Origin of the sequence: Sphingopyxis sp. LC81 (assembly GCF_000756375.1) — a bacterium.
In the GTDB taxonomy this organism is placed as follows: Bacteria; Pseudomonadota; Alphaproteobacteria; order Sphingomonadales; family Sphingomonadaceae; genus Sphingopyxis.
The window spans coordinates 175,204-187,807 of sequence record NZ_JNFD01000002.1 but is presented as its reverse complement, the minus strand read 5'-3'; the positions used below and the strand labels follow the sequence as shown (position 1 = coordinate 187,807).

The 12,604-nt window shown below is 64.8% G+C and carries 14 protein-coding genes; 8 read left to right on the top strand and 6 right to left on the bottom strand.

What is annotated here, in order from left to right:
- The first annotated feature begins 7 nt into the window (after positions 1 to 7).
- From FG91_RS02690 to FG91_RS02670, 5 genes are read left to right on the top strand one after another with little or no spacing between them, the layout of a single operon-like run.
- A complete protein-coding gene (locus FG91_RS02690) occupies positions 8 to 448 on the top strand; it encodes a nuclear transport factor 2 family protein (protein ID WP_037511534.1) in 441 nt (146 codons plus the stop codon).
- A complete protein-coding gene (locus FG91_RS02685; RefSeq protein ID WP_037511531.1) occupies positions 445 to 1,698 on the top strand; it encodes an NADH:flavin oxidoreductase in 1,254 nt (417 codons plus the stop codon). The genes FG91_RS02690 and FG91_RS02685 overlap by 4 nt, the downstream gene beginning before the upstream one ends.
- Entirely contained in the window at positions 1,682 to 2,467 is a 786-nt protein-coding gene (locus FG91_RS02680) for an SDR family oxidoreductase (protein ID WP_037511529.1), read from the top strand. The genes FG91_RS02685 and FG91_RS02680 overlap by 17 nt, the downstream gene beginning before the upstream one ends.
- A 2-nt stretch (positions 2,468 to 2,469) precedes the next feature.
- Positions 2,470 to 3,558 carry a DUF1214 domain-containing protein gene (locus FG91_RS02675; RefSeq protein WP_037511801.1) on the top strand — a complete coding sequence of 363 codons (1,089 nt, stop codon included), beginning with the start codon at positions 2,470 to 2,472 and terminating at the stop codon, positions 3,556 to 3,558.
- Positions 3,545 to 4,012: a nuclear transport factor 2 family protein gene (locus FG91_RS02670; RefSeq protein ID WP_037511526.1), complete on the top strand. Its 468-nt coding sequence runs from the start codon at positions 3,545 to 3,547 to the stop codon at positions 4,010 to 4,012. Before FG91_RS02675 ends, FG91_RS02670 begins: the two co-directional genes overlap by 14 nt.
- 15 nt (positions 4,013 to 4,027) lie before the next feature.
- On the opposite strand, the gene FG91_RS02665 is transcribed toward FG91_RS02670, so the two are convergent.
- Together FG91_RS02665 and FG91_RS02660 are read right to left on the bottom strand one after the other, a co-directional pair.
- Complete coding sequence (locus tag FG91_RS02665) at positions 4,028 to 4,498, bottom strand: Lrp/AsnC family transcriptional regulator (RefSeq protein WP_037511523.1); 471 nt, start codon at positions 4,496 to 4,498, stop codon at positions 4,028 to 4,030.
- On the bottom strand, positions 4,495 to 5,016 hold the full coding sequence (locus FG91_RS02660; protein ID WP_037511520.1) for an Lrp/AsnC family transcriptional regulator: 522 nt from the start codon (positions 5,014 to 5,016) through the stop codon (positions 4,495 to 4,497). The genes FG91_RS02665 and FG91_RS02660 overlap by 4 nt, the downstream gene beginning before the upstream one ends.
- A 232-nt stretch (positions 5,017 to 5,248) precedes the next feature.
- Between FG91_RS02660 and FG91_RS02655 the strand changes: the two genes are divergently transcribed.
- Together FG91_RS02655 and FG91_RS21235 are read left to right on the top strand one after the other, a co-directional pair.
- A complete protein-coding gene (locus tag FG91_RS02655; RefSeq protein ID WP_037511517.1) occupies positions 5,249 to 6,934 on the top strand; it encodes an FAD-dependent oxidoreductase in 1,686 nt (561 codons plus the stop codon).
- A gap of 132 nt (positions 6,935 to 7,066) precedes the next feature.
- The gene (locus FG91_RS21235; RefSeq protein ID WP_081940376.1) at positions 7,067 to 7,405 is read left to right on the top strand and encodes a GFA family protein; all 339 of its coding nucleotides are present in this window, start codon (positions 7,067 to 7,069) and stop codon (positions 7,403 to 7,405) included.
- Between the two features lie 295 nt (positions 7,406 to 7,700).
- On the opposite strand, the gene FG91_RS02650 is transcribed toward FG91_RS21235, so the two are convergent.
- The 4 genes from FG91_RS02650 to FG91_RS02635 are packed head-to-tail and all read right to left on the bottom strand — an operon-like array spanning position 7,701 to position 10,998.
- The gene (locus tag FG91_RS02650) at positions 7,701 to 8,456 is read right to left on the bottom strand and encodes a glucose 1-dehydrogenase (protein ID WP_037511514.1); all 756 of its coding nucleotides are present in this window, start codon (positions 8,454 to 8,456) and stop codon (positions 7,701 to 7,703) included.
- 17 nt (positions 8,457 to 8,473) lie between these two features.
- Complete coding sequence (locus tag FG91_RS02645) at positions 8,474 to 9,679, bottom strand: acetyl-CoA C-acyltransferase (RefSeq protein WP_037511512.1); 1,206 nt, start codon at positions 9,677 to 9,679, stop codon at positions 8,474 to 8,476.
- A 1-nt stretch (position 9,680) separates the two neighbouring features.
- A complete protein-coding gene (locus FG91_RS02640; RefSeq protein WP_037511510.1) occupies positions 9,681 to 10,058 on the bottom strand; it encodes a nuclear transport factor 2 family protein in 378 nt (125 codons plus the stop codon).
- A gap of 49 nt (positions 10,059 to 10,107) precedes the next feature.
- Positions 10,108 to 10,998: a VOC family protein gene (locus FG91_RS02635; protein ID WP_037511509.1), complete on the bottom strand. Its 891-nt coding sequence runs from the start codon at positions 10,996 to 10,998 to the stop codon at positions 10,108 to 10,110.
- Between the two features lie 383 nt (positions 10,999 to 11,381).
- Between FG91_RS02635 and FG91_RS02630 the strand changes: the two genes are divergently transcribed.
- A complete protein-coding gene (locus FG91_RS02630) occupies positions 11,382 to 12,593 on the top strand; it encodes an acyl-CoA dehydrogenase family protein (protein WP_037511506.1) in 1,212 nt (403 codons plus the stop codon).
- The last annotated feature ends 11 nt before the right edge of the window (positions 12,594 to 12,604 follow it).

Here is a 12,604-nt window from a genome sequence, read left to right as displayed (position 1 = left end):
GAGTAAGATGAGCGCCGACGACATCATCGCGATCCAGCAATTGCTCGCCGCCTATGTCTTTGCGATCGACGCGAAGGATTATGACGCGCTGGACGCGGTGTTCGTCCCCGGCGCGACGGTCGACTATCGCGCGGCGGGCGGCGCCGCGGGCGAATGGCCGACGATGAAGGCGTGGCTGAAGGGCGCGCTCGCATCCTTTCCGCTGACCCAGCACCTGATCGGACTGCCGCTGATCCGGCTCGAAGGCGACCGCGCGAGCGCGCGCACGATGCTGTTCAACCCGATGCGGCTGGCGCGATCATCGGGCGATGAGCTGTTTTTCGTCGGCTGTACCTATGTCGACGATCTCGTCCGCACCGCCGAAGGCTGGCGGATCGCGAAGCGCGTCGAAACCGATTTCTGGGCCAAGGACGCGCCCGCCGACCTGATCGCGGAACCCGCGTCATGACCGGCGATCCGTTCACCCCCGTGACGATCGGCCCGCTCACGCTCAAAAACCGCTTCATCCGTTCGGGCGCGAACGAGATGATGAGCAAGGCGACCTTCCCCACCCGCGCGCTCATGGATTTTCACCGCGCCTATGCGCGCGGCGGCGTGGGGATGACGACGCTCGCCTATCTCGCCGTCTCGCCCGATGGCCGCACGCTGCCCGGACAGGGAATGCTGAGCCGCGAAAGCGTGCCGCATTACCGCGCGGTCACCGATGCGATCCACGCCGAGGGCGCCAAGGCGTCGGCGCAGATCACCCACGGCGGCAGCTTTTGCCAGATCGACGACCTGTCGACGCCGCGCGCAATGTCGGCATCGGGCGGGATCGACAAGATGGGGGTATTGAAGGGCCGCTTTTTTCAGCGCGCAATGACCCGCGCCGACATGGAGATGGTGACGGGCGAGTTCGCGCGCGCCGCAGAGTTGGCCGAAGAAGCGGGTTTCGATGCGCTCGAAATCCATATGGGGCATGGCTATCTGCTCAACCAGTTCATCTCGCCACTCTCCAACTTCCGCAAGGATGGCTATGGCGGATCGGCCGCGAACCGCGCGCGCTTTCCTGCCGAGGTACTGGCGGCGGTCAAGCGTGCGACCGGCGGGCGGCTCGCGATTCTCGCCAAGATCAACCTGACCGATGCGGTGCCCGGCGGCGCGACGGTCGACGACGCGATTGTGACCGCGCGCGCGCTCGAAGCGGCGGGCGCCGACATGCTGGTGCTGTCGGCGGGGCGCAACATCGAAAGCACATGGGCGATGTTCGGCAGCGCGCTGCCCTATGACGATCTTGCGGCGATGCAGGGCGGGCTGCTGGCGAAACTGCAATTCGCGATCCTGAAGCGCAGCGTGCCAAAGCTGCCCCCGTTTCACGAAAATTACCTGATGGAGCCCGCGCTGCAGCTGAAGGCGGCGCTGGGCCGGACGCCAATGAAGCTTGCCTATCTGGGGGGCATCCAGTCGCTCGCCGGGGCACGGCAGGCGGTCGCCGAAGGCTTCGATGCGATCGCGCTGGCGCGCGCGCTGATCCACGATCCGGCGCTGATCGCGAAATGGCAAAGTGGCGCCAGTGATGTTTCGGGCTGCACCGCGTGCAACCGCTGCGTCGCCGCGATGTACGGCCCATCGGGAACGCATTGCCCGGAGGTCGGCAACGGGCTCGACCCGGGGCTCAAGGACATTTTTGCGGGAGAGAAATATGCCGAGCCTGCTTAAGAACAAGGTCATCATCATCAGCGGGGTCGGCCCCGGCATGGGGCAGGCAATGGCGCGGATCGCCGCCGCCGAGGGCGCGAGAGTCGGCCTCGGCGCGCGCAACAGGGATTTCATCGAAGCGGTCGCCGGCGAGATTCGCGCGAACGGCGGCGAGGCGGTCGCGGTGCCGACCGACGTCGGCGATGCGGGCCAATGCGCGGCGCGGGCGAAGGCAACCGCCGACGCGTTCGGGCGGATCGATGGACTGGTCAACACCGCCTATATCCACGGGGAATGGGTGACGGTGGACGAGGCCGATCCCGAGGATTGGGCGCGGGTGTTCGACGTCAACTGCCTCGGCGCGCTACGGATGACACAGGCCGTCCTTCCCGCGATGAAAGCGCAGGGCGGCGGCGCGGTGGTCAACGTCGCCACCATGTCGCAGGTCAACCCCTTCCCCGGCGAGGGCGGCTATGCCACCGGAAAAGGCGGCCTGACCACGATGACCAGGCACATGGCCAAGGATCTTGGCCGCTTTAACATCCGGGTCAATGCGACGCGGATGGGCTGGATCGGCGGCAAGCCCGTCTATGACTATATCGACCGCGCGACCGCGGGCGGGCAGGACCGCGATGCGGTGATCGGCGAGATCACCGGGCGCATCCCGCTGGGCGTCATTCCGCCCGAGGAGGATTGCGCGAAGAGCGTGCTCTTCTTCCTCTCCGATTATGCAAAAATGGTCACCGGCGCGACGCTCGACGTCAACGGCGGCCAGTATATGGCGCCATGACGATGACGGAGGGCCCTATCCTGTCGCCCGATGTCTGGCGCGATTTCTGCCGGCGGCTGGAAGCCGCGGGGGAGATCGTCACCGGCGCCGAAGCCGCCGCTAACCCGCTCGACCGCGCCGAGGGCTATCGCTACCTCACGCGGCTGCTGCGCATCGCGTTCGACATGCAGCTCGAACATGCCGACCCCGATTTTCCGAGCTTCTACGCCGCATCGCACGAGACGGCGAAGATCGGCGCCGACAATCCCGACAATATCTATATGAACGCGACCGTTTCGGGCGCGCGGCGCTATCGCATCCGCGGCCAGCGCGGCAGCGTGCCGATCCTGAGCTTCGGCACCAAGGCCAATCGCTATGCCGTCGACGGAACGATGGCGTCGACCGGCGAGATCGATTCCGCCGATTTGGCGATTGCGCCCGACGGATCGTTCGAGATCATCGTCAGCCGCGACAAGGTCGACGGCAACTGGCTGCCGCTCGCCGACGACAGCTCGATGGTGATCGTGCGGCAGACCTTTCTCGACCGTGCGAATGAAGTGCCCGCGACGGTCACGATCGAGGCGATCGACGGTCCCGCGCATCCCGCGCCACTGTCCGCCGACACGCTCGCGGCGGCGCTGGAGCGCACCACCGCCTTTGTTGCTGGCACGGCGCGGACTTTCGTCCAGTGGACCGAGGATTTCCGGGCGAACCAGAGGAACCGGCTGGCGACGACCGACCAGACGCCCTTCTTCCGCGCGGGCGGTGATCCGACGATCTTCTATCTCCATGGCTGGTGGCAGCTTGAACCCGGCGAAGCGCTACGCATCGACACGCGCGTGCCCGCATGCAGCTTCTGGAATTTCCAGCTCGACAATTACTGGATGGAATCGCTCGATTATCGCCATCACCGCATCCATGTGAACGGGCATAGCGCGCGGCTGAACGACGACGGCACGCTGACGCTGATCGTCGCCGACCGCGATCCGGGCTTCGGCAACTGGATCGATACTGCGGGGCACCATCAGGGCACCATGTTGCTGCGCTGGATCGGCGCCGACGACCATCCCATCCCCGAAACCAGGATAATCCCCATCAATGACCGACCTTGAATCCCGTATCGCGCGGCTGGAAGCCGAAAGCGACATCCGCCGCCTGAAGGCGCGTTACCTCAATGCCTGCGACGCGAAGGATGTCGACGCGATCCGCGCCTGCTTCACCGAGGATGCGGTGATCGATTTTCCGCCCGTCGGCGAATTCGACCTCGACGGGCTGATTGGGGTGTTCACGCAAATGGCGGCGACGACGCCGATCATCGACGTGCATCAGGGGCATAATGCCGAGATCGAGGTGAAGGGCGATGAGGCGAGCGCACGCTGGAATCTGGGCTATGCGACCTATGACCCGCGCGCCGGGAGTTTCCGACTGCTCGCCAATTTCTATCACGACCGCTATCGCCGCACGCCCGAGGGTTGGCGGATCAGCTATAGCCGCTCTGACCCCCGCGTGATCGTCGACGGCACGCTGGCCGACGACGGGATCAAGGCAAACTGGGTGGCGGGGTAGCCCGCCGACAATTCATCAATCGACCAGCGCGCACCAGCGATAGTCGTGCTTGATGAAATTCTGCCCCAGACTGTAGCGGACACGCCGCACGCCGGGGATCTTGTCGATCGTCTGGTGCAGGAAATCGGTCAGCTCATTGCCGTTTTCGACCAGCGTCATCGCGAGCACGTCGGCGCGGCCCAGCGTCGTCGCGACAAAGCCGATCTCGGGCAGGCTCGCGAGGCTCTCCGCAACCTTCTCGATGTCCGCGGCGCTGTCCGCCTCGACCCAGAGATAGGCGAGGATCGGGTTGCGGAGCCGGTTGGCGTTGGTGACCGCGGCGACGCGGATCACCCTGTTGTCGAGCAACCGCTTGAGGCGCGAGCGGATCGTCCCTTCGGTCAGGTCGAATTCGCGCCCGATCTCGCGGTTCGAAACGCGCGCATCATGGCCGAGCCGTTCGATGATCTTGTGATCGAGCTCGTCGAGGCTGATTCTGGCGCTCATAGCGGTGCCCATTCCGGATTATATTTGAAAACCTTGAGCGCGAGGCTGGGGAACAGCCGCTCGACCCCGTCGATCTTGGCGATCACACCGGTCAGGAGATGCTGCATCTCCTCCAGCGTTTCGGCCACCACCTGGATTTCGAGGTCATGCGTTCCGATCGCGACATTGACCGTGATGACGCGCTCCAGTTCGGCGATCTCTGCGCCGACATCGCCCGCCGACCGCCCCTTCACCTGCACGCCGACGGGAGCCAGATAGCCAAAACCCATCGCCGAAAGGTCGCGCATCGCGACGACGCGCACCATGCTGGCATCCTCGAGCCGGCGCAGCCGCGTGCGCACCGTCGCTTCGTTCAGCCCCATCTCGCGCGCGATGTCGCGGTTTGCAATCCGGCCATTTTTGCGAAGCGCGGCGATGATCTGCTCGTCGACGTCGTCGAGCGCCGGCAGCCCGTCACCCTGGTTCGCGTTCGCGGCCTTGCCCCGCGTCCTTTTCCCGGCCTTGGTTGCCGTGCGCAACGCCTCTTCTCCCCAGCTAAACCAGCACCCCGTGCGATGGCGCCTCGACGTCGTCGAGATGGCGCCCCACAGACCGTATCGCCGCGCCCCTGTCAACATTCATCGATTGCGGTGGCGAATATATAACGGTTTGCGTAAAGATTTTGTCTTTCAAAAACGCAATCATTATGTAGAACCGATCATAGACCGGGAAGCGCGAGTTTCCGACGCAGACACGGCAGGAGCAACGGGAGTGGCGTTTCACGAAGTCGACATATTGGTGATCGGATCGGGTGCGGGGGCGCTGACCGCGGCCTTCACCGCCGCCGATGCCGGCGCCGACGTTCTGGTTGTCGAGAAAAGCGCGCGTTATGGCGGGACATCCGCGACGTCGGGCGGCGGCATCTGGATTCCCAATAGCGATGACGCACGCGCCAAGGGCCATGCCGACGACCCGAACGAAGCGCTGGGCTATATCAAGACGCTGATCGGCGACGATGTGCCCGAAACCAAGCTCAGGGCCTATGTCGACAATGCGCACCGGATGCTGAGCTATCTCGAGGAACGGTCCGAGGTTCGCTACACCGCCTATGCCTATTCCGATTATCATATGGACGTCGCGGGCGCACGCGACGGGTGGCGGACGCACGACCCGATCCCGTTGATGGCCGACAGGCTCGGTGCGGATTTCGACCGAATGGAGCCGCCGCACACGCTGACGCTGACCTTTGGCCGCTTCACCTGGACGATGGAGGAAGCCAAGCTGCTCCTGACCATGAGCCCCGGCGCCAAGCCTTTGCTGTTCAAGCTGATGCTCAAATATATGTTCGACCTGCCCTGGCGCTTCAAGACCAAGCGGTCGCGGCGGCTGACCGGCGGCAACGCGCTGATCGGACGGCTCAAGCTGTCGATCGACGAAAAGGGCGTGCCGATCTGGCTGAATGCGCCGATGGTCGAGCTGGTCCGGGACAAGAGCGGGATCACCGGCGCGATCGTCGAACGCGACGGCCAGCGGATCGAGGTTCGCGCGCGTCGCGGCGTGATCATTGCCAGCGGCGGCTTCGACCATGACGCCGCGCTGCGCGAGAAATATCTGCCACATCCGACCTCGGCCGACTGGAGCGCGGGGGTGCCGAGCAATACCGGCGACGGCCTGAAGGCCGGACTCGCGGCGGGTGCCGCTACCGCGCTGATGGATTCGGCCTGGTGGGGTCCCGGCTTCCTGCTTGAGGGCGAGGACCGGGCGCGGATCATGTTCGTCGAACGCGCGCTGCCCTCGTCGATCATCGTCAACCAGGCGGGTCGCCGCTACATGAACGAGGCGGCGTCCTATCATGTCGCGGGGGGCGAGATGCACCGCTGCAACACCCCCGAGGCGCCCACCGCCCCCTCCTGGTTCGTGTTCGACGCGCGCTATCGCGGCAAATATATGCTCGGGCCGATGATGGCGGGCAAACCGTCGGCCGACGGCCGCATGCCCGAGGCGATGCGCAAGATCTTGAAAAAGGCCGGAACCCTTGCCGGGCTGGCGAAGGAGATCGGCGTCGACGCCGCCGTGCTTTCCAAGGAAATTGCGCGCTTCAACGCCAATGCGCTCAAGGGCGAGGATCCCGATTTCGGCCGCGGCGCTTCCGCCTATGACCGGCATTATGGCGACGCATCAGTGGCGCCGAATCCGACGCTCGCGCCGATCGCCGAAGCCCCCTTCTACGCCATCCCCATCTATCCGTGCGACCTTGGCACCAACGGCGGGCTGCTCACCGACGACAATGGCCGGGTGCTGGACAAGGATGGCAAGGTGCTGGGCGGGCTCTATGCGATCGGCAATGCCTCGGCCGCCGCGATGGGACGGACCTATCCGGGCGCGGGGGCGACGCTGGGCCCGGCGATGACCTTCGGCTGGCTAGCGGCGCGGCATGCGACGCGGGTGAATCAATAAATCCAACGTCGGGAAACGATCGTTACCAACGAAAGCAGGGAGGCGACTTTCGACCGTTTTCGGTCATCGCTTTGAACTGGCGGGATTGTTAGAAGTAGGCGCTCAAGATGACTTGAGTTGGAAGGAGCGACGATGATCGAGCACCACGGCAGCTGCCATTGCGGGCGGGTTCACTTGGTACTACGCGACGAGCCAACCGAAGTCAGCGAATGCAACTGCTCGATTTGTCGGCGTACCGCCGGACTGTGGCACTATTGCCCGCCGAAATCGGTCACGGTCGAGGGAGAGGGAGTAGCCTACCAGCAGGGTGATCGCGCACTCGACACGTGGCACTGCCAAGCCTGTGGCTGTACGACACACTGGACGCCAACTGATCCCAATTACCAGCGCATGGGAGTCAATCTCAGGATGTTCGAACCCGATTTGTGGCGCGATTTGCCGCGTCGTCTTGTTGATGGCGCGTCTTACTGAAAGGATTTGAGCCATGTCGCTCACGGTCTTGGGTGAAGGGCGCGGGTTCCGCGTCGTCTGGGAGCTGGAGGAATGCGGTTGGCTTGTCGGCTAAGACCGGTCGACCTTCACGCCGAGGCTGGATGCCTGCAAAGAAAAGAAAGCATGGGTCGCCTCTTGGACTGATCAATGATCTCCAAGCGCAACGCGCTCTAGCAGGGCACGGCAGCTTTTCTGCTTCATGGTGTAAATGCGAACTGTCGGCACCCCACCCCAAATCCGTCATTCCGATGAAAACCCGGTGACGGGTGCTTGCTCAGCGCGCCAGATAACCGCCGTCGACCGCGAGCGGATGCCCGGTGATGAAACTCGCCTTGTCTGAGCAGAGGAAGATCACCGCGTCGGCAATTTCATGCGCTTCGCCGATGCGGTTCATCGGGTGCATTTCGGCCACGAAGCGCGCCGCCGCTTCCTCCTTCACCACCGCATCGACCATCGGCGTGCGGATCGCGCCGGGGCAGACCGCGTTGATGCGGATGCCCTGCGCGGCGTAGCGCATCGCCGCCGAGCGCGTGAGCCCGACGACCGCATGCTTCGACCCGCAATAGCCGGCGCCCCCGGCGCCCGCCATGCCCGCGATCGACGCGGTGTTGACGATCGCGCCGCGACCCGCCTTTTCCATATGGCGCAGTTCCGCGGCCATGCAGAGCAGCAACCCGCGCTGGTTGACCGCGATCGTGCGATCATAGGCGGTGAGGTCGCCCCACGGGGTTTCCATCCCCTCGAGCGAGACCCCGGCATTGTTGAACGCGCAATCGAGCCGCCCCCAGCGCACTACGACATCGTCGACAAAGGCGTCGACCGCGCCCCCGTCGGTGACGTCGAGCGCGCCATGATGCGCCTCGCCGCCCTCGCCGCGGATCAGCGCGGCGGTTTCGGCCGCGCTGTCGCCATTGAGATCGCCGATCGCGACCTTCGCGCCCTCGGCGGCAAAGGCCAGCGCGGCGGCGCGGCCGATGCCGCTGCCCCCGCCGGTGACGAAAGCGGTTTTTCCTTCGAACAACAACGCCATCGCTGCCTCCTTTTGATTCAGACGATTTCGAACAGGCCGGCGGCGCCCATGCCGCCCGCGACGCACATCGAGACGACCGCATAGCGGACGCCGCGGCGCTTGCCCTCTATCAGCGCATGGCCGACGAGGCGCGAGCCCGTCATCCCGAACGGATGGCCGATCGCGATGCCGCCGCCGTTGACGTTGAGCTTGTCGGGATCGATGCCGAGCTTGTCGCGGCAATAAAGCGCCTGGCTCGCGAACGCCTCGTTGATTTCCCAGAGGCCGATGTCGTCGATCTTGAGACCGTTGCGTTCGAGCAGTTTGGGGATCGCGAAGACCGGACCGATGCCCATTTCCTCGGCCTTGCAGCCCGCGACCTGAAAACCGCGATAGATGCCGAGGATCGGCAGCCCTTCCTTCTCGGCCGTCGCGCGGTCCATGACGACCTGCGCCGAGGCGCCGTCGGAAAGCTGGCTGGCGTTGCCCGCGGTGATATGGCGGCCTTCCTTGACGACCAGCCCGTCCTTGAACACGGGCTTCAGGCCCGCGAGCTTTTCGGCGGTGGTGTCGCCGCGCACGCCCTCGTCATGCGCCAGCGTCACTGCTTCCTTGCCGGTTTCATTGCCTTCCTTGTCGAACAGCGCCCTGGTGACGGTGATCGGCACGATTTCGTCGGCAAAGCGCCCCGCGGCCTGCGCCGCGCCCGCGCGCTGCTGGCTGGTCGCGGCGAACGCGTCCTGCGCCTCGCGGCTGACGCCATAGCGATCGGCGACGATCTCGGCGGTCTCGATCATCGCCATATAGGCGTGGGGATCGGCGGCCTTGATGAACTCCGAGCGGTTGCGAAAGGCCGGGGTGTGCTTGTTGAGGGTGAGCGAGATGCTCTCCATCCCGCCCGCGACCGCGACGTCGATCTCGTCGGCGATGATCCCGCGCGCGGCGAGCGCGAGCGCGTTGAGCCCCGACGAACATTTGCGGTCGAGCGTGAAGCCGCCGGTCGAATCGGGAAGCACCGAACCATGAACCGTCAGCCGACCGAGATTATAGCTCTGCGTGTTCCAGTGGTTGCCGACGCCCAGATAGACGTCGTCGATCCGCGCCGGATCGATCCCGGCGCGTTCGATCGCGGCGTTGACGACATGCGCCGCCAGCACGGGCGCCTCGGTGTCGTTGAGCGCACCGCGATAGGCCTTGCCGACGCCGGTGCGCGCGGTCGAAACGATGGCGGCTTCGCGTGCCATCTCAGGCCTCGACTGCGCGCATGTTAGCGGGGTTCCAATAGGCGCGCATCTCGGTCACTTTGCCCTCGGCGTCGAATTTAAAGGTGTCGATCACCTCGATTTCCTTTGCCCCGCCGAAGTCGACGAGCACGGTGAAGGCGAAGGCGGCATAGTCGCCGCCGGTGCGCACCGGGCCGTCGAGGCGGAGCTTGGCGCCCGCCTGCATCGACATCGAATAGAAAGCGTGGATCGCGTCGCGTCCCTGGTGGATCGGGGTGCCGATCGGATCCTCGACCGTCGCGTCGTCAGAATAAAGGCCGGATGCCATTGCGGCGTCGCCTTTGTCGAAGGCTTCGACATAGCGCTCGACGGCGCGGACCATATCGTCATGGCTGGGCATGAATATCTCTCCAATAATGCAAAAAAGGGGGCGGGCTGACGGCGGCGCGTCAGCCGCCGAAGTCCCAGTGATGACCCCATTCGTCTTCCTTGAGGCTGATCGTCGGGGTAAAGCTCTTCCAGTCGGGCTGGATGCCGCCGAAGCCATATTCGATGTCGAAGCCGCCGGGGCTGCGCATGTAGAAGCTGACCATCTTGTCGTTCATATGCTTGCCGAGGCTCGACGAGATATGGACGTTCGCCGCTTTCGCGCGGTCGAGCGCGCGGCCGACATCGTCGAGGCCCGGCACCTCGACCATCATGTGGACAAGCCCGCTCGGCACGGGGAATTCGGCGAGCGCGACGCTGTGGTGGCGCGGATTGTCGCAGTGGAGGAAATGGAGGCCGAGCCCCGGATCGTCGGGTCCGCCGCCCTGCATATAGACGCGCATCTCGTCGGTGTCGCCGAAGCCGAGCAGGTCGATATAGAAAGCGCGCGTCTCGGCGAGCTTGGCCGCGGGAAAGACGACATGCCCCATCCCCATCTCGCCCGTGATGAATTCGGATACGCCCGCGGGCGAGACGAACGGGTTGCCGTCGACTACGCGCCCCCAGCCGAGCTCGAGCCGGTTGCCCGAGGGATCGGTGCAGCGCACGAACTCGACGACATGGCGGTCCTTCGCTTCGTCGGCCGTCGCGGGCTCGATCGCAACGCCGGCATCGCGAAGCCCCGCAATACCGCGATCGAAGGCGGCCTTGTCGGGATAGACGAGCCCCGCGGCGTGAAACTGCTCGGCGTCGCCCGCCCGAATCAGCATACGGAAGGGGCGCTCGTCCATCCTGAGGCGCAGCCCGCCCGCATGGTCGATCGCCTGCATGCCCAGCACTTGCTCGGCATAGGCCCGCCAGGCTTCGACATCGGCCGTATCGACCACGACATAGGCCAGTGACCTGATCGCCATTCATCCATCCCTTTCAACCGGTCATGCGCACGCTGCGCTTCAAATTGGCCGCAAGCTACAAGCGGAAAAGCACGACATCAAGTGCAATACGTAGAATAATTCATCAAATTTTACGCAAACCGTCAATTTGCATACACCCCACCTCCGCTTGTCGCTACCGTTTGGACGACTCCGAAGTCGGAACGTCGCTACGGCAAGCAACGCTTTGCGCAGCGGGAGTCGCGCCTCGGTGCGCAGTTCGTCGCTCGAAACTGGCGATGACGTCATTTTGCACAGAATTCGGATTGACAGCTTGCGTAGAAATATGCATCATTCTCTACGAATATAGGAACAATATCGCGAAGCGGCCGTCCGCAAGCGCACAAAACACCCGAGGAGAGCATATGGCCACCGCCCCCAAACCAGCCGGCGACACCGCCCTGCCCACCCCCGAACAATTGATCGAGCGCGCGCGCGCGATGATCCCGACGCTGAAGGCGCGCGCGCGTCAGACGACGCTCGACGGCAATGTCCCGGCCGAAACCGTCGCCGAGATGCAGGACGCGGGCTTCTTCCGCATCCTGCAGCCGAAGCGCTGGGGCGGCTATGAAATGCACCCCAATGTCTTCTTCGAGGTGCAGAAGGCGCTCGCCGAAGGCTGCATGTCGACCGGCTGGATCTATGGTGTGCTCGGCTGCCACCCCTATGAACTCGCGCTTTTTCATGACGAAGCCCAGCGCGAGGTGTGGGGCGACAATGGCGGCGCGATGCTCGTCTCGTCGACCTATCAGCCGGTGGGCAAGGTCGAGAAGGTCGAGGGCGGCTTTTACCTCTCGGGCCGTTGGGGCTTTTCGTCAGGCTCGACGCATTGCGGCTGGGTGCTGCTCGGCGCGCTCAACTTCGACACCGACGGCGGCCCGCCCGACATGCGCACCTTCCTGCTCCCGCGTGGCGACTATCAGGTCATCGAGGGGACGTGGGACGTCTTCGGGCTGCAGGGCACCGGCAGCTTCGACATCCTCGTCGAGCGCGTCTTCGTCCCCGAACACCGCACCCACCGCGCCAGCGACGGCTTTGCCTGCACCAATCCCGGCCAGGCCGAGAATGACGGCCCCCTCTATCGCCTGCCCTGGGCGCAGGTCTTCGTCCGGTCGGTGTCGACCGCAGCGTTCGGCGGCGCGCGCGCCGCGGTGAATGCTGCGATGGAGATCATGCAGGGCCGCATCTCGACCAACACCGGCAAGGCGTCGAAGGCCGATCCGTTGCTCCACGGCGCGATCGCCAAGGCGCATGCGCAGATCCTCGAAATGGAGCTGACGCACCAGACGACCTTCGACCGGCTGATGGCGAAGTCCGAAAGCGGCGAGCCGATCACGCTCGAGGAGCGCGCGCTCTATGCCTACCAGTCCTCGACCGTCGTGCGGCGGCTCGCCGAGCTGGTCGACGGCATGGTCCAGCTCCTCGGCGGCCGCGCCGTCTATATGTCGAGCGCGATCATCCAGCCATGGCTCGACCTCAATGCGGCGCGCGCGCACGTCGCGAACGATCCCGGCAATCGCACCACCGACGTCGTCATGACGATGCTCGGCGAACCGCCCGCCTTCACATTCATGTAAGAGGAAACCGC

Bases quoted from the DNA above. Each gene is read 5' to 3' on its own strand.
- FG91_RS21235 (WP_081940376.1), top strand. From the start codon at position 7,067: ATGATCGAGCACCACGGCAGCTGCCATTGCGGGCGGGTTCACTTGGTA.
- FG91_RS02680 (WP_037511529.1), top strand. From the start codon at position 1,682: ATGCCGAGCCTGCTTAAGAACAAGGTCATCATCATCAGCGGGGTCGGC.
- FG91_RS02650 (WP_037511514.1), bottom strand. From the start codon at position 8,456: ATGGCGTTGTTGTTCGAAGGAAAAACCGCTTTCGTCACCGGCGGGGGC.
- FG91_RS02645 (WP_037511512.1), bottom strand. From the start codon at position 9,679: ATGGCACGCGAAGCCGCCATCGTTTCGACCGCGCGCACCGGCGTCGGC.
- FG91_RS02635 (WP_037511509.1), bottom strand. From the start codon at position 10,998: ATGGCGATCAGGTCACTGGCCTATGTCGTGGTCGATACGGCCGATGTC.
- FG91_RS02690 (WP_037511534.1), top strand. From the start codon at position 8: ATGAGCGCCGACGACATCATCGCGATCCAGCAATTGCTCGCCGCCTAT.
- FG91_RS02640 (WP_037511510.1), bottom strand. From the start codon at position 10,058: ATGCCCAGCCATGACGATATGGTCCGCGCCGTCGAGCGCTATGTCGAA.
- FG91_RS02670 (WP_037511526.1), top strand. From the start codon at position 3,545: ATGACCGACCTTGAATCCCGTATCGCGCGGCTGGAAGCCGAAAGCGAC.
- FG91_RS02665 (WP_037511523.1), bottom strand. From the start codon at position 4,498: ATGAGCGCCAGAATCAGCCTCGACGAGCTCGATCACAAGATCATCGAA.
- FG91_RS02685 (WP_037511531.1), top strand. From the start codon at position 445: ATGACCGGCGATCCGTTCACCCCCGTGACGATCGGCCCGCTCACGCTC.
- FG91_RS02675 (WP_037511801.1), top strand. From the start codon at position 2,470: ATGACGGAGGGCCCTATCCTGTCGCCCGATGTCTGGCGCGATTTCTGC.
- FG91_RS02630 (WP_037511506.1), top strand. From the start codon at position 11,382: ATGGCCACCGCCCCCAAACCAGCCGGCGACACCGCCCTGCCCACCCCC.